General features: G+C 67.3%; 25 protein-coding genes. 9 read left to right on the top strand and 16 right to left on the bottom strand.

The annotated features are described in order from the left end of the window. Nucleotides 1-18 precede the first annotated feature (18 nt). Nucleotides 19-300: a hypothetical protein gene (locus LRS53_RS01280; protein WP_017641915.1), complete on the bottom strand. Its 282-nt coding sequence runs from the start codon at nucleotides 298-300 to the stop codon at nucleotides 19-21. A 98-nt stretch (nucleotides 301-398) separates the two neighbouring features. Then, a complete protein-coding gene (locus LRS53_RS01275) occupies nucleotides 399-953 on the bottom strand; it encodes an arylesterase (protein WP_231355393.1) in 555 nt (184 codons plus the stop codon). A gap of 148 nt (nucleotides 954-1,101) precedes the next feature. On the opposite strand from LRS53_RS01275, the gene LRS53_RS01270 reads away from it, so the two are divergent. The 3 genes from LRS53_RS01270 to greB are packed head-to-tail and all read left to right on the top strand — an operon-like array spanning nucleotide 1,102 to nucleotide 4,790. After that, a complete protein-coding gene (locus tag LRS53_RS01270; protein ID WP_017641913.1) occupies nucleotides 1,102-1,776 on the top strand; it encodes an ABC transporter ATP-binding protein in 675 nt (224 codons plus the stop codon). Continuing rightward, nucleotides 1,773-4,283 (top strand): ABC transporter permease, encoded by a 2,511-nt coding sequence (locus LRS53_RS01265; RefSeq protein WP_231354674.1) that lies wholly within the window; start codon nucleotides 1,773-1,775, stop codon nucleotides 4,281-4,283. Before LRS53_RS01270 ends, LRS53_RS01265 begins: the two co-directional genes overlap by 4 nt. Before the next feature lie 3 nt (nucleotides 4,284-4,286). Beyond that, nucleotides 4,287-4,790 carry a transcription elongation factor GreB gene (gene greB / locus LRS53_RS01260; protein WP_231354673.1) on the top strand — a complete coding sequence of 168 codons (504 nt, stop codon included), beginning with the start codon at nucleotides 4,287-4,289 and terminating at the stop codon, nucleotides 4,788-4,790. 11 nt (nucleotides 4,791-4,801) lie between these two features. Here the strand turns inward: greB and LRS53_RS01255 are convergent, their stop codons facing one another. Beyond that, nucleotides 4,802-5,107 carry a hypothetical protein gene (locus LRS53_RS01255; RefSeq protein ID WP_059315711.1) on the bottom strand — a complete coding sequence of 102 codons (306 nt, stop codon included), beginning with the start codon at nucleotides 5,105-5,107 and terminating at the stop codon, nucleotides 4,802-4,804. 153 nt (nucleotides 5,108-5,260) lie between these two features. Continuing rightward, entirely contained in the window at nucleotides 5,261-6,691 is a 1,431-nt protein-coding gene (locus LRS53_RS01250; protein WP_231354672.1) for a transglycosylase SLT domain-containing protein, read from the bottom strand. An 88-nt stretch (nucleotides 6,692-6,779) separates the two neighbouring features. On the opposite strand from LRS53_RS01250, the gene LRS53_RS01245 reads away from it, so the two are divergent. The 3 genes from LRS53_RS01245 to LRS53_RS01235 all read left to right on the top strand — a co-directional run bounded on the left by LRS53_RS01245 (nucleotide 6,780) and on the right by LRS53_RS01235 (nucleotide 9,299). Continuing rightward, nucleotides 6,780-7,610: a TatD family hydrolase gene (locus LRS53_RS01245; protein ID WP_231354671.1), complete on the top strand. Its 831-nt coding sequence runs from the start codon at nucleotides 6,780-6,782 to the stop codon at nucleotides 7,608-7,610. A 160-nt stretch (nucleotides 7,611-7,770) separates the two neighbouring features. Further along, nucleotides 7,771-9,045: a methyl-accepting chemotaxis protein gene (locus tag LRS53_RS01240; protein ID WP_231354670.1), complete on the top strand. Its 1,275-nt coding sequence runs from the start codon at nucleotides 7,771-7,773 to the stop codon at nucleotides 9,043-9,045. A 74-nt stretch (nucleotides 9,046-9,119) separates the two neighbouring features. After that, nucleotides 9,120-9,299 (top strand): hypothetical protein, encoded by a 180-nt coding sequence (locus LRS53_RS01235; protein ID WP_231354669.1) that lies wholly within the window; start codon nucleotides 9,120-9,122, stop codon nucleotides 9,297-9,299. On the opposite strand, the gene LRS53_RS01230 is transcribed toward LRS53_RS01235, so the two are convergent. The 5 genes from LRS53_RS01230 to LRS53_RS01210 all read right to left on the bottom strand — a co-directional run bounded on the left by LRS53_RS01230 (nucleotide 9,281) and on the right by LRS53_RS01210 (nucleotide 14,925). Further along, nucleotides 9,281-11,290 carry a transglutaminase TgpA family protein gene (locus LRS53_RS01230; protein WP_231354668.1) on the bottom strand — a complete coding sequence of 670 codons (2,010 nt, stop codon included), beginning with the start codon at nucleotides 11,288-11,290 and terminating at the stop codon, nucleotides 9,281-9,283. The two genes, LRS53_RS01235 and LRS53_RS01230, sit on opposite strands and share 19 nt — an antisense overlap. Then, entirely contained in the window at nucleotides 11,287-12,270 is a 984-nt protein-coding gene (locus LRS53_RS01225) for a DUF58 domain-containing protein (RefSeq protein ID WP_269216611.1), read from the bottom strand. Before LRS53_RS01225 ends, LRS53_RS01230 begins: the two co-directional genes overlap by 4 nt. Beyond that, complete coding sequence (locus LRS53_RS01220; protein WP_026083939.1) at nucleotides 12,240-13,157, bottom strand: AAA family ATPase; 918 nt, start codon at nucleotides 13,155-13,157, stop codon at nucleotides 12,240-12,242. Before LRS53_RS01220 ends, LRS53_RS01225 begins: the two co-directional genes overlap by 31 nt. Nucleotides 13,158-13,260: 103 nt before the next feature. Beyond that, on the bottom strand, nucleotides 13,261-13,959 hold the full coding sequence (gene pyrF / locus LRS53_RS01215; RefSeq protein ID WP_064307442.1) for an orotidine-5'-phosphate decarboxylase: 699 nt from the start codon (nucleotides 13,957-13,959) through the stop codon (nucleotides 13,261-13,263). A 90-nt stretch (nucleotides 13,960-14,049) separates the two neighbouring features. Next, nucleotides 14,050-14,925, bottom strand: a complete 876-nt coding sequence (locus tag LRS53_RS01210) for a LysR family transcriptional regulator (protein ID WP_064307441.1) — start codon at nucleotides 14,923-14,925, stop codon at nucleotides 14,050-14,052. 82 nt (nucleotides 14,926-15,007) lie between these two features. On the opposite strand from LRS53_RS01210, the gene LRS53_RS01205 reads away from it, so the two are divergent. Both LRS53_RS01205 and LRS53_RS01200 read left to right on the top strand, forming a co-directional pair. Further along, nucleotides 15,008-15,463 carry a multidrug/biocide efflux PACE transporter gene (locus LRS53_RS01205; protein WP_068383818.1) on the top strand — a complete coding sequence of 152 codons (456 nt, stop codon included), beginning with the start codon at nucleotides 15,008-15,010 and terminating at the stop codon, nucleotides 15,461-15,463. 48 nt (nucleotides 15,464-15,511) lie between these two features. Then, nucleotides 15,512-15,679 carry a DUF2897 family protein gene (locus LRS53_RS01200; RefSeq protein ID WP_007160578.1) on the top strand — a complete coding sequence of 56 codons (168 nt, stop codon included), beginning with the start codon at nucleotides 15,512-15,514 and terminating at the stop codon, nucleotides 15,677-15,679. A gap of 60 nt (nucleotides 15,680-15,739) precedes the next feature. Here LRS53_RS01200 and LRS53_RS01195 read toward each other — a convergent pair whose 3' ends face one another. From LRS53_RS01195 to LRS53_RS01175, 5 genes are all read right to left on the bottom strand, one after another. Beyond that, entirely contained in the window at nucleotides 15,740-16,849 is a 1,110-nt protein-coding gene (locus tag LRS53_RS01195; RefSeq protein WP_231354666.1) for a Gfo/Idh/MocA family protein, read from the bottom strand. A 113-nt stretch (nucleotides 16,850-16,962) separates the two neighbouring features. Next, nucleotides 16,963-17,490, bottom strand: a complete 528-nt coding sequence (locus LRS53_RS01190) for a hypothetical protein (RefSeq protein WP_231354665.1) — start codon at nucleotides 17,488-17,490, stop codon at nucleotides 16,963-16,965. A 105-nt stretch (nucleotides 17,491-17,595) separates the two neighbouring features. After that, nucleotides 17,596-19,029 carry an aminotransferase-like domain-containing protein gene (locus tag LRS53_RS01185; RefSeq protein ID WP_017641895.1) on the bottom strand — a complete coding sequence of 478 codons (1,434 nt, stop codon included), beginning with the start codon at nucleotides 19,027-19,029 and terminating at the stop codon, nucleotides 17,596-17,598. 217 nt (nucleotides 19,030-19,246) lie between these two features. Continuing rightward, entirely contained in the window at nucleotides 19,247-20,176 is a 930-nt protein-coding gene (locus LRS53_RS01180) for an electron transfer flavoprotein subunit alpha/FixB family protein (protein WP_231354664.1), read from the bottom strand. Continuing rightward, on the bottom strand, nucleotides 20,176-20,928 hold the full coding sequence (locus tag LRS53_RS01175) for an electron transfer flavoprotein subunit beta/FixA family protein (protein WP_017641893.1): 753 nt from the start codon (nucleotides 20,926-20,928) through the stop codon (nucleotides 20,176-20,178). Before LRS53_RS01175 ends, LRS53_RS01180 begins: the two co-directional genes overlap by 1 nt. Nucleotides 20,929-21,221: 293 nt before the next feature. Between LRS53_RS01175 and LRS53_RS01170 the strand changes: the two genes are divergently transcribed. Beyond that, nucleotides 21,222-22,871 (top strand): electron transfer flavoprotein-ubiquinone oxidoreductase, encoded by a 1,650-nt coding sequence (locus tag LRS53_RS01170; RefSeq protein WP_231354663.1) that lies wholly within the window; start codon nucleotides 21,222-21,224, stop codon nucleotides 22,869-22,871. Between the two features lie 33 nt (nucleotides 22,872-22,904). Here the strand turns inward: LRS53_RS01170 and LRS53_RS01165 are convergent, their stop codons facing one another. Then, a complete protein-coding gene (locus LRS53_RS01165) occupies nucleotides 22,905-23,465 on the bottom strand; it encodes a DUF1285 domain-containing protein (RefSeq protein WP_231354662.1) in 561 nt (186 codons plus the stop codon). Nucleotides 23,466-23,476: 11 nt separating this feature from the next. Then, nucleotides 23,477-24,091: a DUF4823 domain-containing protein gene (locus tag LRS53_RS01160; protein WP_231354661.1), complete on the bottom strand. Its 615-nt coding sequence runs from the start codon at nucleotides 24,089-24,091 to the stop codon at nucleotides 23,477-23,479. Between the last annotated feature and the right edge of the window lie 6 nt (nucleotides 24,092-24,097).

Genomic DNA, 24,097 nt, shown 5'->3' with positions numbered 1-24,097 from the left:
TCCGCGTCCGGCAGGGCCTCAAAAAGCCTGTAACGGATTGGGCAGCCCCCGTTTGGCGCCTTGCAACCGCTGCAGGCAGGCCGGGCACAGGGTCTTGAGCGCCAGTCCGCGGCGATCCAGCGGGTGCAGCCGCGGCCGCGCCGGCAGCAGGGTGCCGCACAGAGTCCGGTCGGTAGGCGAGCCCAGCTCCAGCTGCCGGGCGACGATATGGACCCGACCCTCGCGGCAGGCGAACAGGTCGAGCTGGGCATCGGGCTGGATCAGCTGATAACCGTGCATGGACCGGGAAAGGCGGGACATCGGGATACTCCAGGGGCGGTTCCGCCGGGCGGTCGATTGGCCGGACCGGCGGGGCGCGCAACCTTAGCGGAAAGCCCCGTCGGGGAAAAGTCCGACGTTCAGTCGCGCAGCAGCGGCTGCAGCTGCGGCCAGGCGTTGTCCAGCAGCCGTTGCTGGGCATTGGCTTGGGGATGAATGCCGTCTGGCTGCATGAAGGCGGGATCGCCCCCTACCCCTTCGAGCAGGAAGGGCACCAGGGCCACCTGCTGGGCCTTGGCCACGTCCGTGTAGACCTGGGCGAAGCCGTCGGTATAACGCGGCCCGTAGTTGGATGGCAGGCGCATGCCCAGCAGCAGGACACGGGCACCCTGGGCCTTGGCCTGCGCCACCAGGGCGGTGAGGTTGCGTTCGATCTGGGTCAGAGGCTGACCGCGCAGGCCGTCGTTGCCGCCCAGCTCGATGGCCACCACCTCGGGTTGGTGATCGGCCAGCAGTCTGGGCAGTCGCGCCAGGCCACCGGTGGTGGTGTCGCCGCTGATGGAGGCATTCACCACCTGATAGTCGAGCTGTTGCTCCTGCAGGCGCCGCTCCAGCAGCCGCACCCAGCCCTGACCCTCGGCCAGGCCGTAGCCAGCGCTGATGCTGTCGCCCACCACCAGCAGGGTGCGCGCCATGGCCAGCGGTGTCAGGGTCAGACAGAGCAGGGCCAGCAGCCAGGCAATGCCTTGGCGCAAAGGTGCGCTGGACTTCGTCCGGCTTTTTGACTCTAACTCGCCACAGCCGCCCGCGTGCGGGCCCCTCGAATACGGCATCGGATACCTCATGAGCGAAGTCATTTTGCTGGCACGCGACCTTAGCAAGGTCGTCACGGGCGCGGAAGGCGCGCTGCCAATCCTCCAGGCGCTGGATCTGCAACTGGAAGCCGGCGACAGTTTGGCCATCGTCGGCAGCTCGGGTTCCGGCAAGTCCACCCTGCTGGGGCTGCTGGCCGGTCTCGACCTGCCCAGCAGCGGCGAGGTGCATCTCGCCGGCCAGCGCCTGGACACCCTCGACGAAGACGCCCGCGCCCGCCTGCGTGCGGAACGGGTGGGCTTCGTCTTCCAGTCCTTCCAGTTGCTGGACAGCCTCACCGCGCTGGAAAACGTCATGCTGCCGCTGGAGCTGGAGGGTGCGCGCCAGGCCCGCGAGCAGGCGGTGGCCCTGCTGGAACGGGTCGGCCTGGGCGAGCGGCTGCGGCACTACCCGCGCCAGCTCTCCGGGGGCGAGCAGCAGCGGGTGGCCCTGGCCCGCGCCTTCGCCCCGCGCCCCAGCATCCTCTTCGCCGACGAGCCCACCGGCAATCTCGACAGCCGCACCGGCGCCCACATCAGCGATCTGCTGTTCGAGCTCAATCGCGAGCGGGGCACGACCCTGGTGCTGGTGACCCATGACGAGCGCCTGGCCGCGCGTTGCGCCCGCCAACTGCGCCTGGAAGGCGGCCGGCAGGTCGCGGCATGAGGCGTACCGGTCTACCGCTGACGCGGCTGTTCGGACTGGCCTGGCGCCAGAGTCTGCGCGAGCTCCGCGCCGGCGAGATCCGCATGCTCTGCCTGGCGCTGGTGGTGGCGGTCGCCGCCAGCGTCGCCATCGGCTACTTCACCGCCCGCCTCGGCGCGGGCATGGAAAATCGCGCCAGCGAATTCCTCGCCGCCGACCTGGTGCTGCTGGGCAGCGAACCGGCGCGACCGGAGCAGGTGGACGCCGGTCTGCGGCTCGGCCTCGACCACAGCCGCTCGCTCAACTTCAGCACCATGGCGGCGGGTGCCGAGGCCCTGCAACTGGCCAGCGTCAAGGCGGTCCAGGCCAACTTTCCGCTGCGCGGCGAGGTGCGCAGCGCCGTGGCGCTAGAGGCGCCCGACCAGCCGGGTGGCGCCCCGGCGCCTGGGGAGGCCTGGGTCGAGCCGCGCCTGCTGCTGGCCTTGGACGCCAAGGTCGGGGATCGCCTGGACATTGGGCGCAAGGCCCTCACCATCACCCGGGTGCTCACCTATGAACCGGATCGCGCCGGTGACTTCTACAGCCTGACGCCGCGGGTGCTGATCAATCTCGACGACGTGGCCGCCACCGGGGTCATCCAGCCCGGCAGCCGGGTGCGCTATCGCGAACTCTGGCGCGGCGAAGCCCAGGCCCTGGCCGCCTATCGCCAGGCGCTCACGCCGGCTCTGGCCGCCAACCAGCGCTTCGAGGGACCGGGCGACGGCAATCGGCAGCAGGGTAACGCCCTGGAGCGCGCCCAGCGCTATCTCGGCCTGGCCAGTCTGGTGGCGGTGGTGCTGGCGGGCGTGGCGGTGGCGCTGTCAGCCAATCGCTTCGCCACGCGGCGCTTCGACGCCAGCGCCCTGCTGCGTTGCCTGGGCCTGACCCGCCGTGATGCCCTGCTGCTCTATGGCCTGCAACTGGGCCTGCTGGGGCTGGCGGCTAGTCTGCTCGGCGCCCTGCTCGGCTGGCTGGCACAGCTGGTGTTGTTCGAACTGCTGCACGGACTCCTGCCAGCGCGCCTGCCAGCGGTCGGAATCGGTCCGGCGCTGGCTGGCATGGGTACCGGGCTGGTAGCCCTGGTGGGCTTCGCCCTACCGCCCCTGGCCGCGCTGGGCCGGGTACCGCCGCTGCGGGTGTTGCGCAGCGATCTGCAACCCGTGCCCCTGCGGACCTGGCTGGTCTACGGTTGCGCCCTGCTCGCCCTGGGGCTGATCATGTGGCGCCTGTCGCTGGATCTGCGTCTGACCCTGGCGCTGCTGGTGGGCGGCCTGGTCGCCGGCCTGCTGTTCGGCAGCCTGCTGTACCTGGCCCTGCGCGGCCTGCGTCGGGCCATGCAGGGTGCGCCCCTGGCCTGGCGGCTGGGTCTGGGCCAGTTGCTGCGTCATCCGCTGGCGGCGGTGGGCCAGACCCTGGCCTTCGGCCTGATCCTGCTGGCCATGAGCCTGGTGGTGCTGCTGCGGGGCGAGCTGTTGGAACGCTGGCAGGCGCAACTGCCGGCCGAAGCGCCCAATCACTTCGCCCTCAATGTGCTGCCGGACGAGCGCCAGGCCTTCGCCTCGGCAGTGGCCGGCCTTTCGCCCCATGCCAGTCCGCTCTACCCCATCGTCCAGGGCCGCCTGGTCAGCGTGAAAGGGCATCCGGCCCAGGAAGGCCTGGAGGACGACTCCCGCGGCGGTCGCGCCACTCGACGCGACCTCAACCTGACCTGGTCGGCTGGGTTGCCGGACGGCAACCGCCTGGAAGCCGGTCAATGGTGGGATGCGCTGCCCGCCGGCGATCTGCCCGGCGTCTCGCTGGAAAGCGAGCTGGCGCGCAGCCTCGGCGTTGGGCTGGGCGATACCCTGGGCTTCGTCATCGGCGACCGTCAGATCGAGGCACGCGTCACTAGCCTGCGGCAGGTGGGCTGGGACAATTTCCAGCCCAACTTCTTCGTCATCTTCGCCCCGGGTGCCCTGGAAGGCGTGCCTTTCACCTACCTGGGCAGCTTCTACCTGCCGCCGGGTCATGACCGCGAGTTGCTGGCCCTGGCCCGACAGTTCCCGGCGGTGACCCTGCTGCCCATCGACGCCCTGCTGGACCAGCTGCGCAGTATCCTGCGCCAGGTCAGCGTGGCGGTGGAGTTCGTGCTGCTGTTCGTGCTGGCCGCCGGTATCGCCGTGCTGCTGGCCGGCTTGCAGGCGACCCTCGACGAGCGCATTCGCCAGGGTGCCCTCCTGCGTGCGCTGGGCGCCCGGCGGGAGTTGCTGCAACGAGCGCGGCGGACCGAATTCATCCTGCTCGGCGGCGCCAGCGGCTTGCTCGCGGCGCTCGGTTGCGAGATCGTCAGCGCCCTGCTCTACCGGCTGGCCTTCGACCTGGAATGGCAACCCCATCCCTGGCTGCTGCTCTTGCCGGTGCTGGGCGCCCTGCTGGTCGGCGCGGCCGGTCTGCTGGGCACGCGGCGGGCCATTACCGCCAGTCCGTTACTCATCCTGAGAGAAAGCTGATCCATGAGTCGTTATCGTCCGCCGCGCACCGCCGGCACGCCGCTGATCACCGCCGCCGGCGAAGCCCGGCTGCGCGCCGAACTCCACGAGCTGTGGAACGTGCGCCGGCCCCAGGTCACCCAGGCGGTGAGCGAGGCGGCCGCCCTGGGTGATCGTTCGGAGAACGCCGAGTACATCTACGGCAAGAAGATGCTGCGCGAGATCGACAGCCGGGTACGCTTCCTGCGCAAACGCCTGGAAAATCTCAAGGTGATCGACGAGCGGCCCGCCGATCCGACCAAGGTCTACTTCGGCGCCTGGGTCACCCTGGAAGACGAAGCGGGCGCCGAAAAGCGCTACCGCATCGTCGGCCCGGACGAACTGGACCTCAGGCAGAACCTCATCAGCATCGACTCACCCCTGGCGCGCGCCCTGGTAGGCAAGGCACTGGACGCGGAAGTCCGCCTGCAGACGCCGGCCGGCGAACAACGCTGGTATATCGTCGAGATCACCTACCCCGACGACTGACGACTGACGACTCAACGGCGTCGGGTAATCACGCCCTGCCGCGCCACCCGGGTCAGTTCTCGCACCAGGGGTTCGAGACCGGCCTGGCCCGGTGACTGCACCACGGCGAAGTCGAAGCTGTCATCGCCGAAGAGACGCAGCTGCTCGGCCTGGTTGGCGAAGCGAATCTGCAGGGTGCGGCTGTGGGGCCAGCGCTTCGGCCAGCCTTCGAGATAGCGCAGCAGGGTGGGCTGGTCGGGACCGCCGAGCAGAATGGTGGGATGACAGGCGAGCCTGCCCTGGGTGAGCGGGGTAAGGCGTAGCGGGAGAGGAAGCATGGACGAAATTCCGCCTCGTGGATCCAGCTGGGCGGTAGTACGAGGCCTGTTCCGTCCAGCGCTTTAGCGGTATTTGGGAGCGCCCCGCAAGTTGCTGTTTAAATCGGCGCAGGATCATCCTAGGGAGGGCTCGACCGCCCTGTCAAGCGGCCCTCAACCGTCTTCGTGCCTGGCACCTTTGGCGTTCGCCGCCGCCACGGCCGGCGCCTCGAGACGCGCCCGCTCGCGACTGAAAGCCACCCGGTACTTGTTGACGCTGGCAACATAGTTGACCACCCCGATGCCCACCTCCTCGGCGGCGATGCGTTCAACCTGGAAGAACCAGCGATCACCATCCAGCCCCTGCTTGCGCGCCTTGGCCCTGAGCGCCTGGACGCGCTCCGGCCCCAGGTTGTAGGCCGCCAGGGTAAAGGCACGGCGCTCGCGCTCGGTCAGCCTGGGGCTGGAGAAGAATTCCCGGCGCAGGCGTGCCAGATAGCGGGTGGCGGCCTTGACGTTGTCTTCGGCGGAATGAAGGCTGCGCACCCCGACACTGCGCGCCGCTCGCGGGGTGATCTGCAGCAATCCTGCGGCGCGTCCGGCGCCGCGGGCGTGGGGATCCAGGCCGGATTCCTTGTAGGCCATGGCGGCCAGGGTCAGCCAGTCGAAGTCGTAGGCCTTGGCGTAGCGTTGCAGCAGCGGTCGCACCTGGGCCAGGCGCTTGCGGTCGTGGGCTTGCAGCGGATCGCGCACCTGGTAGCGGCGCGCAGAGGCCTGACGAAAGGCCTTGTCGTCGTCATGCGCCTGGGGTTGCCGGGCGAAGGCCCGTATCCGTTCGGCGAGCTGGTGCGCCGGGGCGCGCAGATACCAGAGCTGTGCCTGGTCATGGGCCACCACTACCCGATCGGCCACCCGCAGACGCGACAGCACCCGCGCCCAGCGGTGGGCCAGCCCGGACTCGACGACGGTGAGCGGATAGATGCCGGCCTGGGTCAGTTCCAGGACGTCTTCCACCGCCAGGGTCGGATCGGCCCACTCGACCTGTACCGGTCGCAGCCGGCGCCTTTCCAGCTGGGCGTTGAGCCGTGCCAGGGCCGGGCCGGCGGCGCTGCCCTGGGGCAGCACCACCCGGCGCCCGGCTAGTTGCTCCAGCTGACGCGGCAGGCGCTGGCCGCGCCCACCCACCACCACCAGGCTGGTGGGCGCCGCCACCGACGCGGCGATCAGCGCCGAATGCGGCGGTGGCAGCAGGGTTTCGCCCGGCGCCACCAGATCGCCCTCGCCTCTCTGCAGCGCCGCCAGCAGATCGTCCTTGGCCTTGGGGACAAGGACCAGGCGCAACGGCCGGCCCCCGGGTTGATGCCGCAGGTAGTGGGCGAAGGCCTCCAGGCGCCGATACTCGATGCCCAGGGCCTGGCCGTTCCATTCGCCGGAGCTGTGGCGACTCTGGTTGACCAGGACGCGCAATTCTCCGGCACGCTCGATGGCGACCAGATCGCGGGCCGCGACATGGCGCGGCGCCTCGGGTGGCAGGGCGCCGAGCCGCGCCTGGGCGGAACCGGCGAGCAGGCAGCCGAGGATGGCAAGGGTGAATCGAAACGGCATCCAGGACTCCTGACCTGGCCGGGACAGCGCCGATAGCACCCGGACTACGGATAGAATGAAGAGATAAAGTCTGCAGAAGGTCCGCACCATGCAATTGATCGACATCGGCGTCAACCTCACCCATCCCAGTCTGCTCAAGGAGGTGGACGCGGTGATCGAGCGGGCCCAGGCCGCCGGTGTGATGCAACTGGTGCTGACCGGTACCACCCTGGAAGACAGCGAGAACGCCCTCAACCTCTGCCTGCGCCTGGACGCAGGCGAAGCGCTGTTCAGCACCGCCGGCGTCCATCCCCACGAAGCCTCGACCTGGAACGCGGCCGCTGCCAGGATCCTGCGTGACCTGGTCAGCCAGCCCAAGGTGCGGGCCCTGGGCGAATGCGGCCTGGATTTCAATCGCGACTTCACCCCGCGACCGCAGCAGGAGCGCTGCTTCGAGGAACAGCTGGGCCTGGCCGCCGAAATGCGCCGCCCGGTGTTTCTCCACGAACGCGACGCCAGCGAGCGGATGCTGGCGATCCTGCGCGACTATCGCGACCACCTGCCGGCGGCGGTGGTGCACTGCTTCACCGGCGAGCGCAAGGCGCTCTATGGCTATCTGGACCTCGACCTGCACCTGGGCATCACCGGCTGGATCTGCGACGAGCGCCGCGGCCTGCACCTGCACGAGTTGATCGGACAGATCCCGGTCGGGCGGCTGATGCTGGAAACCGATGCCCCCTACCTGCTGCCACGCACCCTCAGACCCAAGCCGCGCCATGGCCACAACGAACCGGCCTTCCTCCCGGAGATCCTGCGTACCGTGGCGCGCCTGCGCAACGAAACGCCCGAGCAGACCGCCCTGCACACCACCGCCACCGCCCGCGCCTTCTTTGCGCTGCCGGAGACCGCCGTGCCAGAGCGGGTCGAGGAGTTCGACTAGGCGCAGGACGCCGCTGCGCTAAAGTCGAGGCCGCGCGGGCCGTTAAACTCAGGGCTTGTTCCACGGCGTTGCGCCCCTGTTCGCGGGACGTTGACGCCAGTCAAGATCCGGGGCGCGCCGGCCTGCCAGGCTGTGCGGCCCCGCCGACTGGAGGCCCCCTATGTTTGCCTGGCTGCGCGATATCTCCCTCAAGTACAAGTTCTGGGCGGTCAATGCCGTCGCCTTCGTCACCAGCCTGCTGCTGGTGCTGTTCGCCATGCAGCTGGAAGTCTCCGGTCGCGCCGAACAGCTCAAGGCGGTCAAGGCCGCCGTGGGCGACGCGGCGTCCAAGCTGAGCGCCCCGACCTTCGGCGACATCTTCCTGGCCCGGGCGCCGGAATACGCCCTGGCCGTGGGTGTGTTGATGCTGGTGCTGCTGGTGGCCTCGCAGCTCTTGATCCGCTTCATCCTCGGCAATCTGCAACGCCTCAAGGACACCATGCTGCGGGTGGAGCGCGACGGCGATCTCACCGCCCGGGTCGAGGTGCGCGGGCGTGACGAGGTCGGGCAGATGACCCAGGCCTTCAACGCCATGCAGGACAGCTACACCCGCGTCGTCGGTACCGTGGCCGCCAGCGCCTCGCGGTTGGATGAAGGCGCCGGGCGCCTGGCCAGCGGCATGCAGGGCGTCCGCGGCGGCATGCAGGATCAACAGCACGAGACCGATCAGGCCGCCACCGCCATCAACGAGATGAGCGCCACCGTGCAGCAGATCGCCGAGCACGCCGCCGGCACCCGCGATCAGTCCCAGGAAGCCGATCGCCTGGCCGGCGCCGGCCAGCAGGCGGTGGAGCGCGTCAGCCATTCCATCGCCGACCTCTCCCAGGGCGTGCAGCAGACCGCGGTGATGATCCAGGAGCTGGCCGAGAACAGCGAGCGCATCACCAGCGTGGTCAACGTCATCCACGGCATCGCCGAGCAGACCAACCTCCTGGCGCTCAACGCCGCCATCGAAGCCGCCCGCGCTGGCGAGGCCGGCCGTGGCTTCGCCGTGGTGGCCGACGAGGTGCGCAACCTGGCCAAGCGCGTCCAGGGTTCCACCGACGAGATCACCCGCATGGTCGACGGTCTCCAGGCAGGCACCCGCGATGCCGTGGAATTCATGCGCGAGAGTTCGCTCAAGGCCGACGACTGCGTGGTCCAGGCCGGCGCCGCCGGGCAGGCCCTGGCCGACATCACCGCCGCCGTGACCCTGATGCGCGACAGCAACACCCAGATCGCCGTGGCTGCGGAACAGCAAGCCCAGGTGGCGGAAGAGATGAGCAGGTCGGTTGTAGGCATCCGCGATGTCACGGAAAGGACCATGCTGCTGACGCAGGAGTCGGCCAGCACCAGCACCGAACTGGCCGCCCTCGCAGGAACCCTGAATCAGGCGATCCGCCAGTTGCGCCTATAGCCTCCATAGCGAGAGCGCATTCGCGCGGTTGCCCGACAGGCGGCAAGATGCCCGCACGTTTTCGGAGAACCGTCATGCGCTCGGTCACCACCCTCACTTCCGCCGTGCTGTTGTTGCTGGGCCTGGGCTGCATTGCCCAGGCGCTGGGCAGCCCACACCCTCAACCGCTGATCCTGGCGGCCGTCGTCTGCCTGGTGGCCTTCGCCCTGCAAGCGCCTGACGCCCTTCCCGTGCCTCAGTCGCTGCGCGCCTGACGGCCACGCAGCTGGCGTTTCAATCGCTTCAGCGCCCCGGTCAGAGCCGCCGTGTCCTGCGGCCGACCGGCATAGCGCTGCGCCTGGAATTCCTGGGCAAAGACCAGGATCGCCGCGCGTGCCGCTGGCAGCTCCGCCATGGCGCGCCCGGCGAAGCGGCCGGCCGTTTCGCCGCTTTCGCGCGTCACCCCCTGGCGTGCCAGCAGGCGTTCGAACTGGGCGAAGCGTGCCAGCAAGGGATCCCGGGTCCGCTGCCAGGGCTTGAGCACCAGCAGCGTCATCACCCCGAGCACGCCCAATACCAGCAGCGCCAGGAGCAGCCCCAGCCGTTGCAATGAGCCCTCGCCGAGCAACCGCTTGAGCAATTCGCCCTGGGTATCCTCCTGGTAGTTGAGCACCCAGCGCTGCCAGCCGTAGTTGATCCGGTCCCAGCCCAGACGCAGCTCATTGAGCCAGGCCAGGTTGCGATAGCGATTGGCGGCGAAGGGGTTGTCCGCGAGGAATTCACTGGCCGCGCCCTGGGCCGCCAGGGCTTCCTGCAAGCCGCGCTCGACCCGCTCGGGCGCCACCTGGGCAGTAGGATCGACGCTGATCCAGCCCCGTCCCGGCAGCCAGTACTCCACCCAGGCATGGGCATCGAATTGCTGCACCAGCAGATAGCCACCTGCGGCATTGAATTCGCCACCCTGGTAGCCCGCCACCACCCGCGCCGGGATACCCGCCACCCGCAAGGCGAAGGTCATGGCGCCGGCATAGTGGGCGCAGAAACCGCGACGGTTATCGAAGAGAAAGGCGTCGATGGCATCGACGCTGGCCGTGGGCGGCTGCAGGGTGTAGACGAAGGGCTGCTGGCGGAAGTAGGCCAGGATCGCCTGGGCCAGGGCTTCAGGGGTCGGCGCACGCGCCTTGAGCCCGATCACCCAGGCGCGGGTGCGCGGTTCGCCGCCGCTGGGCAGCTGCAGCGCTCGGCGCTGGCTGGACGCGGACAGCCGCTCCGCCTCGCGGGTCGCCTGCGGCCAACTGGATACCCGATAGAGCAGCGCCTGGTCCACCGGACGGCGGCGCTGCAGATGGAAGTCGCTGGCCAGGCGCACGTCACGCTGATCGCTGCGCGCCACGTCCAGGCCATAGAACCAGGGTCGACCGCTCGGCTCCATCACCACCTGATAGTCCAGCCGGGGTCCAACGGGCGTCCAGGCCGGCTCCGGACTCCAGGCCGTGTCGGGGTCGACCGACCAGCGCGCGCCGTCGAAACGCTCGTAGGTGGTGGCCCGCCAATATAGGTCGCGCTGCGCCGGCCGCTCACCGTCGAAGCTCACCCTGAACACCCGCTCGGCGGACTGCGACAGCTGGGCGATCTCCCCGGGCGCCATGCTGTCGCCCAGCCCGGTGCGCGCCTGGTCGCCCGGTTGCGGCAGCGACCACAGCGGACCGATACGGGGAAACACCAGGAACAGCAGCAGCATCAGGGGCACCGCCTGCAGCAGCAGCGTGCTGGCGACCCTGAGGGTCGCCAGCGGGCGGCTGGCCAGGGTGCTCTGCTGCAGCCCGATCAACGCCGCCACCAGGGCGGTCACCGGCAGCAGGCTGTAGAGCGCAGCGAGCAGGCCGTCCTCGAACAGGTAGGCGATCACCACGGAAAAGAAACCCAGGTAGATCACCACCAGGGCATCGCGGCGACTGTGCATCTCGATCAGCTTGAGGGCGAAGGTCACCAGCAGCAGCACGGCGCCGGCGTCCAGGCCGATGAAGGAGCCGCGCGACAGCCAGATGCCGCCCATGGTCAAAAGCAGCAGGCCGCCCTTTTCGATCCGCGTCGGCGCCCGCACCCTCATGCGAAACAGCAGCACCCGCCAGCCGGCGCAAAAGGCCCAGAGCAGCCCGACCCAGGGCGGCAGATGGGTGAGGTGCGGCAGGATCACCAGGGCCTGGGCCACCAGCAGCCAGATCAGGGCGATGCGCGGAATGGGTTGCGGCACGGCGCCACTCATGCCGGCCGCCCGAACAGGGCCAGAGCCTGCAGCGCCGCGTCGCGATGGCTTTCGCCGCTAGCCGGCGGCAGCTCTCCCCCGGGCACCCTCAGGCCGAAGCGCAGCTGGCGAGCGCTGCAATCGAGCACCGCCTGGCACAGCCAGGACAGCCGCGTCTCGGTGTCGCCATCGAGCACGCTGAAATCCAGCCAGAGTTCGCTACCGGCCAGGGCGGTGAAGTCCTTGACCAGCAGGCCCTGGCCCCGGGAAAAAGCCTTCCAGTCCAGCCGCCGGCGCGAATCGCCCGGCTGATAGGGCCGCAGCCCCTGGAAGTCGTCGGCGCCCTGCCCCGTCTGGCGCTGGCCCTCTTCGCTTCCGGCAGCCTGGCCACTGCGTAGCGGCGTCGTGGTCGCCAGTGGCTGCGGGTAGACCAGGGCGCGTACATCCAGGTCCAGCCAGCTCCAGGCGACGAACAGGCCAAGGGGGAAACGGCTCTCCACCCGCAGTCGCCCGGGCCTCAGCCAGCCACGGCTCGGCGCCGGATGAAAGACCTGCAGGGCGACGCTCTCCCCCGCTGGTACGTCGCTGAGCACCAGCGGCTCGTTGCGCCAGCCCAGGGCGATCCCCTGGTGCGCGCGGCGATCGCTCTCCAGGCGCAGGCGAAAGCCGGCGGCCTCTCCGGCGAACACCGGGCTGGCGCCGCCACTGGCCAGTTGCAGGCCGGCCAGGTTGCGATAGGTGTGCAACATGGCCACCAGCGCCAGGGAAAACAGCAGGAAGGTCAGGCCATAGGCCAGGCTGTTCTGATAGTTGATGCCGGCCAGCAGCATCAGCAGTAGGGCGATGGCGAAGGCGCCGCCCTGGCGGGTGGGCAGAATGAAGATGCGCCGCTGATCGAGGGTGATGCGCGTGGCCGGGGGAATCCGTCGGGCCAGCCAGCCGTCTCGATAGCGCTGCCAGGCGCCGCCAGTCACAGCGCCGGGACTTCGCGCAGCAGCCATTGCACCAGGGCGCCGCCACCGTGCCCAGCGGGATCGGCGATGTCGCGCAGGCGATGCCCGGCCACCGCTGGCAGCACCGTCTGGACATCCTCGGGCAGCACATGGTCACGGCCCGCCAGCAGCGCCCAGGCCCGCGCCGCGGCCAGCAGCGCCAGGCTACCGCGGGGCGACAGGCCGAGGGCGAAGGAGGTCTGGGTGCGGGTGGCTTCCACCAGGCGCAGTACGTAGTCCACCACCGCCTCGCTGGCATGGATGCGCGGCACCTCGGCCTGGATCAGCCGCAGCTGGGCGTGATCCAGCAGGGGCTCCAGCCGCGGCAGCTGGTCGCGTCCGGAGCCGCCGAGCAGCAGCGCCCGTTCCGCGGCGCGGCCGGGATAGCCGAGCGACAGCCGCATCAGGAAGCGATCGAGCTGGGATTCCGGCAGGGCGAAGGTGCCGCCCTGGGAGACCGGATTCTGGGTGGCGATGACGAAGAAGGGATCGGGCAAGGGCCGGGTGGCGCCCTCGATGGTCACCTGTCCCTCTTCCATGGCTTCCAGCAGCGCGCTCTGGCTCTTGGGCGTGGCGCGATTGATCTCGTCGGCCAGTAGCAACTCGGCGAACACCGGCCCGGGATGGAAGACGAACTGGCCGCTGTCGCGATCAAACACCGAGGTGCCGAGGATATCGCCGGGCAAGAGATCCGAGGTGAACTGGATACGCTGGAAGGACAGCCCCAACACCTTGGCCAGGGCATGGCTGAGGGTGGTCTTGCCCATGCCGGGCAGGTCTTCGATCAGCAGGTGCCCCCGTGCCAGCAGGCAGGCCAGCGCCAGCCTGACCTGGGTTTCCTTGCCCAACAAAACGCCGTCTACCGCCTTGAGACAGGCGTTCAACCTATCGTGCATACCCAGAGGTCTCTCGCCTTGCGCCGACGCGAGAAGGCGTCGGCCTGCAGAACGAGAATAGCAGCACCTTTTGCTGGCGACCGCCGCCCTGGAGGTTTACCGCTTATTTCAGGGTGGCGAGGATGTCTTCCACGGCGCGCGCCGGATCGGCGGCACGGGCGATGGGTCGACCGATCACCAGGTAGTCGGAGCCGGCGTCCAGCGCCTCGCGTGGAGTCAGGATGCGGCGCTGGTCGTCCAGGGCGCTGCCGGCCGGGCGGATGCCGGGAGTGACCAGTTGCAGCGCCGGTTGCGCGGCCTTGAGCGCCGAGGCCTCCTGGGCCGAGCACACCAGGCCGTCCATTCCCGCGCGGGCGGCGAGGCCGGCCAGGCGCAAGACCTGCTCCTGGGGATCCACGTCCAGGCCGATGTCGGCCAGGTCCTCACGCTCCATGCTGGTCAGCACGGTGACACCGATCAGCAGCGGCTTGGGGCCCTGGAAGGCCTCCAGGGTCTCGCGACAGGCGGTCATCATGCGCAGGCCACCCGAGCAGTGGACATTGACCATCCAGACGCCCATTTCCGCCGCGGCCTTGACCGCCATGGCGGTGGTATTGGGGATGTCGTGGAATTTCAGGTCGAGGAAGACTTCGAAGCCACGCGTGCGCAGGGCTTCCACCACCCCGGCGGCGCTGGCGGTGAACAGCTCCTTGCCGACCTTGACCCGGCAGCTGGCGGGGTCGAGCCGGTCGGCCAGCGCCAGGGCGGCGGACGACGAAGGGAAATCCAGGGCGACGATGATGGGAGATGGGCAGGCGGACATGGGAGCTCTCGGCAAAACGGCAAAGGCCGGCATTTTCGCAGAAAAGCGCCGCGCCGGCACTTGGCCGCTGTCTGCATGCGCTCCCCTCCTTCAACTCGGCTTGAGCAATCGCTCGCGCAGCCAGTTGCCCGCCGGACCCAGCGGCCGCCGCCGCGACCAGACCACGTCCACCGCCACCCGTTGCGGCCAGCCCGGCACGGCCAGCTCCACCAGGCGGCCCTGGCCGAAGGTCGTCACCAGCCACAGCGGCAGCTCGGCCCAGCCGAAGCCCTGCACCGCCATGTCCAGCAGCAGCAGATAGTCCGGGGCCGACCAGCAGCGGCCACGGGTATCCGGCAGACGGCTGACCTGCTGGGAGGCCTCGGTCACGGTGCTCAGACGGAGCAACCGGTAGGGTGCCAGGTCAGCCGGTGTGACCCGCTCCAGCGCGGCCAGCGGATGATCGGCAGCGACATAAAGGCCAAAGGTCACCAGGCCATCCAGGGTCGCCGCCTCGATATCCGCCGGATAGGGTGGCTGACCCGCCAGCAGGCCCAGGTCCGCCCGCCCCTGCACCAGGTTGAGCACATCGGCGTCCTCGGCGATCAGGCATTCGAATTCGAGATCCGGATAGCGCTGGTCCAGCTCCGTCAGCAGCGCCTCATAGCGGGTGGGCTGGTAGGTATCGGAGATCACCAGGGTCAGGCGTGGCTCCACCCCGGCCGCCAGCTGGGTGGCGCGATTGGCCAGGCGATCGTGAGCCGACAGCACAGCGCGGGCCTGGTCGAGCAGTTGCTCGCCGGCCGCCGTGAGCTGGGGATAGCGGCCCTGGCGATCGAACAGCAGCACACCCAGTTCGTCTTCCAGCCGGGCAATGCTCTCGCTGATACTGGACTGGCGCTTGCCCAGCACCCGCGCTGCCGCACTGAAGGAGCCTGCCGCAGCGGCCTCGACGAAGGCCTCCAGGGCTTCGGCATTGGGATACATATCGGCTCAGCCTATGGATACCATTTTGATCTCCCTAGCTTAACCGATGAGACTGGAGGCCTGTCCATCGTGGAGTCGTCTCATGTCCAGCCCGCTCACCCAGCGTCCCGTCAGCGCCCGCATCCTGCACGCCCTGCTGTTTGAGGGAATCGCGGTACTGCTTGCCACCCCGACCCTGGCCTGGCTGCTGGATCGGTCTCTGGGGCACATGGGCCTGCTTACCGCAGCCTTTTCCGCCATCGCCATGCTTTGGAACCTGGTGTTCAATCTGGGCTTCGATCGGCTGCAACAGCGCCTGGGCTTCACCCGTGGCCTGGGTGTACGGCTGCTGCACGCCCTCGGCTTCGAAGGTGGCTTGATCCTGGTGCTGGTGCCACTGGCCGCCTGGTGGCTGTCCATCAGCCTGTGGCAGGCCCTGCTGCTGGACCTGGGACTGATCCTGTTCTTCCTGCCCTATACCTTGGCGTTCAACTGGCTCTACGACCTGGGTTATGCCGCCTGGCTGAAGCGTACGAACACGACTTGCCGGGCGCACTGATAAGCTCTCCCGTGGTCGAAGCCTTACAGCCACTCAAGGAGAAGAAAGATGCCCTGGTATGCCTGGTTGATCCTGCTGGTCGCCATCGGCTCGGTGGTCGGCAGCCTGCTCATGCTCAAGGACACGGCCCGCAAGGTGCCCTTGACCGACGAACAGAAAACCAAGATCCGGCAGCGCAATGCCGAGATGGATGCCAAGGAGGCCCAGGACCGCTAAGCGCACCCTGGCTCCCAGACAAGGCCCTGCCGCACCAGCGTGCCGCAGGGCCTTGCTTCGTCAGGACTCCAACGGCGCCTTGGTATTGACGTACTCTGGCACCTGCGCCAGCGGCAGGCTGCGTACCTGCTCACGGGTCGGTCCCTGGCGTTTGGGTAGTGGGTCCAGACGTTGCGGCTGACCGCTTTCCAGGGCGCGCTCGATGGCCGCCAGCACGCGCACGTCGCGCCAGCCCTCCTCCCCATCCATTTCCGGCTGCCGATCCTGCAGGATGCAATCGGAGAAATAGGCCGTCTCGCCGCCGAAGTGATCCACCACCGGCGCCTTGTGCTCCTGGGTTTCGCCCTCCACGGTCAGGCGGTAGCCAATGGCGACGCCCTCCCCGAATCCAAAGCACGGCGAGGCCTCGATCTCGCCCTTGCGGCCCACCAGCTGGAAACGCTCGGTATTGGGACCACTGAAGCTGACGGTAAAGCTCGCCAGCCGCTCTTCGGGGAAGCGCAGGGTCACGGCCACGGCATCCCAGGTCGTGACATCGCGCCCGGGTGTTTGCACGCCCACCGCACTGACTTCGATGGGTTCGTCGGCAAAGAGCGCCCGCACGGCATTGAGCGGATAGGGCCCCATGTCGGTGACCGGGCCGGCCCAGAAGCCGCTCTGCGCGCGGTGGTTGGCCGTATCGACCGGCTGGGTGAAAGTCGAGGTGAACAGGCGCGGATCGCCGATCTCGCCATTACGTACCCGCTCAATCATCTCCACCGTGCCCGGCTCACAGTGCAGGCGGTAGGCGATCATCAGCTTGGCTCCGGAGCGTTCTGCCGCGGCATTGATCGCCTGGCATTCTTCCTCGCTGATCGCCATGGGCTTTTCCAGCAGGACGTGAATGCCGGCGTCCAGCGCCGGTACGGCGAATTCCAGATGGCGGAAATTGGGCGTGGCCAAGTAAATGGCATCGATCTCGCCGGATGACAGCAGCGCCGGGAATTCTTCGTAGCTGTAGCTCTTGAGGCCGTACTTGGCGGCCAGGTCCCGCGCCTTGATGGGATCGCCGGTGACCAGGGCGGTCATCTCGGAATTGCCGGTCTGGCCGACCCCAGGCATGAAGGCGCCTTGGGAAATCCAGCCACCGCCTACCACCGCATAACGAATCTTGCCTGTCGCACTGGGCATGGAACGCTCCCGAATCCAGGCGGACGTTGTGTCCGCCACCTGAACTGTCGGCAAGCGTCGTGGCGAGTAAGTTCCGGACCGCTGTTCAACAACGGCAGGCCGCCCTCATCGGACTAGCGGCGAAAGCGCAACTCGACTTCCGCGCCTTCGAAATCGTCGCTGCGATCCCGGCTGATCACTCGACCGCCCAGTTCGAAACGACCAGGGTCGTCCTCCTTGCGAAACAGCTGCGGCAGCAGACCCGCTTCGGCCACGCTGTTTTCAGCCCGTTTGGCAGCCCCGGGATGCGATCTCAAGGCCTGAGGCGTATCGGCCTCACTGGGTACGCTGAGGTCGAGCGGATGGGCTGGCGTCGGCGCGGCCTTGGGCACGGCAGGTTTCTTGAGTTGACTGTTCTTGGCCAGGTCCCGCTTTTTCGGCGGCGGTGCGGGCAGCACCAAGGCCTTGGCCGGGAGCGGATCCAGCCGATACGCGCGCAGATCGGCGGCAGTCGCGGGTGGCGCTTTGCTCACCGGCGACTGGGCCATCGGCGCAGGCGTTGGTGCAGAGGAGGTCTTGGCCGTCGCTGGCGGCGAATCATTGTCGCAACCCACCAGCAGCAGGGGCACTGCCAGCGCCATCATCGCCAGGTATTCACGCATGGGCCCACCACTCAAGGCATCGCGCCTGGACCGGAGCGGCAGACGCGACAGGAGTCAGTCACTACAACCGACCTTCCTGCCCGGCGGCGGGTTCCGAGGGCGCCGCTAGGCGGCCAGGGTTTCCTGGCAGAGCTGACGGGCAAGCAGTCCGAGGGTCATCAGCGCCCGCTGGGCATCACGCCCCCAGGGCAGCCCGCAATTGAGGCGGATGCAGTGGTTGAACTGGTCGGTGTTGCTGAAGATCATGCCCGGGGCGATGCTCACCCCCTGATCCAGCGCCCGCTGGTGCAGCAGGCGGGTATCCACCCGCATCGGCAGGCTGACCCAAAGGATGAAGCCACCCTTGGGCCGACTCATCTGGGTACCCTCCGGGAAGTGCTCCTGGATCGCCAGCTGGAAGGCGGTCATGTTGCGCCGGTATTCCTGGCGAATGGCGCGCAGGTGGCGATCATAGCCACCGTTCTCCAGATAGGCCGAGACGCCCATCTGGGTCACGCTGCAAGCGGAATGGGTGGTAAAGGTCTGCAGCCGGCAGATGTCTTCCTGATAGGGTCCGGCCACCACCCAACCGATGCGCACCCCGGGTGAGAGGGTCTTGGAAAAGCTCGAGCAGTAGATGACCCGCCCCTGCTTGTCGAGGGCCTTGAGCGCCTTGGAGCCGCTTTCATAGGTCAGTTCGCCGTAGATGTCGTCCTCGACGATGGCGATGTTGCGCTCGGCCGCCAGCCTGAGCAGCTGCTTCTGCCGCGCCTCCGGCATGCTGCCACCCAGGGGATTGCTCAGGCGCGCGGTCACCACCAGGGCCTTGACCGGCCATTGGCTGGCCGCCAGTTGCAGCGCCTCGACGCTGAGCCCGGTCTCGGGGTCGCAGGGGATCTCGATCACCTTGAGACCGAGCACCTCGGCCAGTTGCAACAGGCCATAGTAGGACGGTGACTCGGTGGCGATCAGATCGCCTGGCTTGGTCAGCACCCGCAGCGACATCTGCAGGGCATCCACGCAGCCATGGGTGATCACCACCTCCTCCGGCCCCACCACCACCCCGGCATCGCGCAGACGGATCGCCACCTGACGGCGCAGGGGCTCGAAGCCCGGACTGTGCAGGTAGGAGAAAGCCGCACGGGCCTGGAAGCGGGTGACCTTGGACAGTTGCTGGTGCAGCGCCCGCAGCGGCAGGTAATCGGTCTGGGGCACGGCCATGCCCAGGGGTACCACGCCTTCGCGCCGGGATTCGGCGAGGACCTGGCTGATGATGCCGGCGCGGGTCACCAGGCTCGGTCGCTCCACCGTGGCGATATCCGGCGTCGGCGCGGTCAGCGCCGGGGTCTGGTGCACATAGAAGCCCGACTGCGGTCGAGCGCGGATCAGCCCCTGGTCTTCCAGGGTGGCATAGGCCTGCAGGACGCTGGCGTGGCTCACGCCCAGCTGCTGACTCAACTTGCGCACCGACGGCACCCGCTCGCCGGGCTTGTAGACCCCCGTGCGGATATCGTTCGCCAATTGCTGGGCGATGCGCTGATAGAGCAACAGGTTGGTCATGGCGTCTTCCTGGACGAGAGCGGAACAGTAGCAGGCTATTCTGGAGGTATACCGGTACAGCTAGCCTCGACCTTAACGCTTCCCTTCCCAGGGCGGCAATGTCCAAAAACGACAAGGAACCGGCGTTCCCTTCCATGACGCCTGAGGCTCTGCCGAGAGGCTTGCCGCGCCCATGAAAAAGCCCGCCAAAGGGCGGGCTCTTGGCTGACGCAAGGCCTCAGATGGCCTTTTCCAGCTCCGGGATCAATTCGAACAGATCGCCCACCAGGCCATAGTCGGCCACCTGGAAGATCGGCGCCTCCTCGTCCTTGTTGATGGCGACGATCACCTTGGAATCCTTCATGCCCGCCAGGTGCTGGATGGCACCGGAGATGCCGACGGCGATGTACAGCTGGGGCGCGACGATCTTGCCGGTCTGGCCGACCTGCATGTCGTTGGGCACGAAGCCGGCGTCCACCGCAGCGCGCGAGGCACCTACTGCCGCGCCCAACTTGTCGGCCAGGGCGTAGAGGATCTTGAAGTTGTCGCCGTTCTGCAGACCGCGGCCACCGGAGACCACCACCTTGGCGGCGCCCAGCTCGGGACGATCGGACTTGGCCAGCTCTTCGCCAACAAAGCTGGAAACACCAGCGTCCTTGACCAGGCTCACGGCTTCGATGGCGGCGGAACCACCCTCGGCGGCGACCGGATCGAAACCGGTGGCGCGCACCGTGATCACCTTGACCGGCGCCGTGGAGCGCACGGTGGCGATGGCGTTACCGGCATAGATCGGCCGCTTGAAGGTGTCGGCGGATTCGACGGCGATGATCTCGGAGATCTGGTCGACGTCCAGCAGCGCGGCCACGCGCGGCAGGAAGTTCTTGCCATTGGTGCTGGCGGCGGCCAGCACGTGGCTGTAGTTGGCGGCCAGCTCGACCACCAGCGGCGCGACGTTTTCCGGCAGCTGATGGGCATAGGCGGCGTTATCGGCCAGCAGTACCTTGCTGACGCCAGCGATCTTGGCGGCGGCCTCGGCGACCGGCTGGGCATTCTGGCCGGCGACCAGTACATGGATATCGCCGCCGATGGCCTGGGCCGCGGCAACGGTGTTCAGGGTGGCGCCGAAGAGGCTGGCGTTGTCGTGGTCGGCAATGACGAGAATGGCCATCAGATCACCTTCGCTTCGTTCTTGAGTTTTTCGACCAGTTCGGCCACGGACTTGACCTTGATGCCTGCCTGGCGACCGGCCGGGGCTTCCACCTTGACCACCTCGTAGGAGGCGTTCACCGCCACGCCCAGGGCGTCCGGGGTCAGGGTTTCCAGCGGCTTCTTCTTGGCCTTCATGATGTTGGGCAGCGAGGCGTAGCGTGGCTCGTTCAGGCGCAAGTCGGTGGTCACCACCGCCGGCAGCTTGAGCGATACCGTCTGCAGACCGCCATCGATTTCGCGGGTCACATTGAGGCCATCACCGGCCTGCTCCACCTTGGAGGCGAAGGTGCCCTGGGCGAAGCCGGTCAGGGCCGCCAGCATCTGGCCAGTCTGGTTGTTGTCGCTGTCGATGGCCTGCTTGCCAAGGATCACCAACTGGGGCTGTTCCTTGTCGACCACCGCCTTGAGCAGCTTGGCCGTGGTGAGCGACGACAGCTCGGCGGTGCCGGTGTCGATCAGCACGGCGCGATCGGCACCCAGTGCCAGGGCGGTACGCAGTTGTTCCTGCGCCTGGGCGGGACCCGCGGTCACCACCACGATCTCGCTGGCGATACCCTTTTCCTTCAGGCGCACCGCTTCTTCCACAGCGATCTCGCAGAAGGGGTTCATGGACATCTTGACGTTGGCCAGGTCGACACCGGTCTGGTCGGCCTTGACGCGGACCTTGACGTTGTAGTCCACCACGCGTTTGACAGCTACGAGAACCTTCATGAATCCCTCGATTTATTCTGGTGAATAAACAGGACGCCAAGGCGGCCTTGCGTTGGACACGACCCCTGTCGACCCACACCTTGTTGCAAATTCTTCCTATGTTGACCTCCACGGCAGCAGGGGTCAACGCGACAGTCCGTCAGGGGCCGGTAGCTCCCGAGTCTAACAGGCTTGCAGAAAATTTAAACAAACGTTTGAATGGGTGCCAGGGAGCACGCGGGATATAATGAAGTCTTTTGTTGCACCCCCTTATAAATAACCAGATCGCGAGTTTTGCCTGAGGAGAGTGAGCCGTGGAACGCGAATACATGGAATTCGACGTGGTGATCGTCGGGGCCGGCCCCGCGGGCCTGTCCGCGGCCTGTCGCCTCAAGCAGCAGGCGGCCGAGCAGGGCCAGGAGATCAGCGTCTGCGTGGTCGAGAAAGGCTCCGAGGTCGGTGCCCATATCCTCTCCGGCGCCGTCTTCGAGCCCCGTGCCCTGGACGAGCTCTTTCCCAACTGGAAGGAGCTGGGCGCGCCGCTCAACACCCCGGTCAAGCGTGACGACATCTACCTGCTCAAGGACGATCGTCAGGCCACCAAGGTGCCCAACTTCTTCGTGCCCAAACCGATGCACAACGAAGGCAACTACATCATCTCCCTGGGCAACCTCTGCCGCTGGCTGGGTCAGCAGGCCGAGGCCCTGGGCGTGGAGATCTATCCGGGCTTCGCCGCCCAGGAACCGCTGATCGATGACCAGGGCGTGGTGCGCGGCATCATCACCGGCGACCTGGGCGTGGATCGCGAAGGCCAGCCCAAGGAGGGGGTCTACACCCCCGGCATGGAGCTGCGCGGTAAGTACACCCTGTTCGCCGAAGGCTGCCGTGGCCATCTGGGCAAGCAGCTGGGCCAGAAATTCAAACTTGGCGAAGGTGCCGATCCGCAGCACTACGGCATCGGCATCAAGGAGTTGTGGGAGATCGATCCGGCCAAGCACGAGCAGGGCCTGGTGATCCATACCTCCGGCTGGCCGCTGGACAAGGAGAATCCGGGTGGTTCCTTCCTCTATCACCTGGAAGACAACCAGGTGGTGGTTGGTCTGATCGTCGACCTGGCCTACAGCAATCCGCACCTCTCGCCCTATGACGAATTCCAGCGCTACAAGCACCACCCGGTGGTGGCCCAGTACCTGGAAGGCGGCAAGCGTGTCTCCTATGGCGCCCGTGCCCTGGTCAAGGGTGGCCTGAATTCCCTGCCGAAGATGGTCTTTCCCGGTGGCGCCCTGATCGGCTGTGACCTGGGCACCCTCAACCCGGCCAAGATCAAGGGCAGCCACACCGCCATGAAGTCCGGCATGCTCGCCGCCGACGCCATCGTCGCCGCCCTGGCGGCCGGTCGCGAAGGTGACGAACTCCAGGGCTATGTGGACGGCTTCAAGGGCAGCTGGGTGCAGGAAGAACTCCATGCCAGCCGCAACTTCGGTCCGGCCATGCACAAGTTCGGTCCGCTGCTGGGCCCGGCCTTCGCCTTCGTCGAGCACAACCTGCTAGGTGGCGCCCTGCCCTTCACCCTGCACGACCGGCGCATGGACCACACCTGTTTGAAGAAGGCCGACGAGGCGCCACGCATCAGCTATCCCAAGCCGGATGGCAAGCTGAGCTTCGACAAGCTGTCCTCGGTGTTCCTCTCCAACACCAACCACGAGGAAGACCAGCCGGTTCACCTGAAGCTCAAGGACCCGTCGATTCCCATCGCGCAGAATCTGCCGCTGTACGACGAACCGGCGCAGCGCTACTGCCCGGCCGGGGTCTACGAGGTGGTCCGCGATGGCGGCGAGCTGCGCTTCCAGATCAATGCCCAGAACTGCGTCCACTGCAAGACCTGCGACATCAAGGACCCGGCGCAGAACATCACCTGGGTGGCACCGGAAGGCAGCGGTGGTCCCAACTACCCCAACATGTAAGCGTAAAAAAAAGGGCCCTTCGGGGCCCTTTTTCTATTCAGCGGGCGCGACGGGAAAGAAGCTGCCGCGACTCCAGAGGCCGAGCCAGGCACGGCCCTCGTGGGTGCCCTCCTCGACCCTCTCCATCAGCCGATAGAACACCGCCCGATTGAGCCGTGCCTCCAGCCCGCCACGCACCCGTACATAGGGCGCCGGTTGGTCATCCTGTTCTGCGAAGCGCAGCGGATACTTGGCAGCGACGGCGACCCTGTCGCCCACGTTGGTGACCAGATCCAGGGTCTGCGCCTTGCCACTGCCACTCCACTCGACATCCACGGCCAGGAAGGGTACGTCCTCCACCTGGATGCCCACGCATTCCACGGGCGTCACCAGTACATAGCGTTCGGGATCGCGGCGCAGGATGGTGGAGAACAGGCGCACCATTGCTGGTCGGGTGATGGGCGTACCCTGGTGATACCAGGTCCCATCACGGGCGATGCGCATATCGATATCGCCACAGAAGGGCGGATGCCAGAGGTCCACGGGCGGCAACTTGCCGTCCTCGGCGACTGGCAGCTGCGCCAGCAGATTCCGCGTCACTTCAATCTGGGTCACGCCCTTCTCCTCTATCGGGAGCCCAAGCCGAGTAGACGTCGGGCATATTCATTGAGCGCCGGACCGAGTAGGTCTTCGGGACGCTCATCATAGAACGTCAAGAAGCCGCCACGACTGCGGATCCGCGCCGTGTCCACCAGGCGGAAGGTAGCGGTCTCCACCAGCATCATCTGGACGACGCTGCGGTCGCGGCCTACCCGTCCGATGTCATCCTGATCTTCCCATTCCTCCCAGGTACCGATGCGGTCATCCGCCCCGGCGAAGCGGGTATAGAGTACATAGTGCGCGCCCAGTTGCCGGGCCTTGGCCATGGCTTCGTCGAAACCTTCGGGCTTGTCGGCCCTTCTTACCCGTGGGAAGTATTCCACGAAGCCCTTGAAGGCCTCTTCGGCTACCACGTTGGGTCGAGCATAAGGATGGCCGATGGGTACGAAGGCGCCCTGGGCTATGTAGATATAGGAGTCGGCCTGCAAGCGAAAGTTGTTCAGCCGCTGGGTCTTGCTGTAGTCGAGCAGCCCAGCGTCACGCAGGTGGTACTCGACACCGGACGCCATGTCGCTGACGTTCATGCAGCCACCCAGACAGGCCAGCAGCACGGGAATGAAGAGAAAACGCAGTTTGACCATGAAAAG

The sequence above is a fragment of the Pseudomonas sp. PLB05 genome (assembly GCF_021106615.1).
GTDB lineage: Bacteria > Pseudomonadota > Gammaproteobacteria > Pseudomonadales > Pseudomonadaceae > Chryseomonas > Chryseomonas benzopyrenica.
Note: the sequence above shows the minus strand (reverse complement) of the source record. Positions and strands in the feature narration are given on the sequence as shown.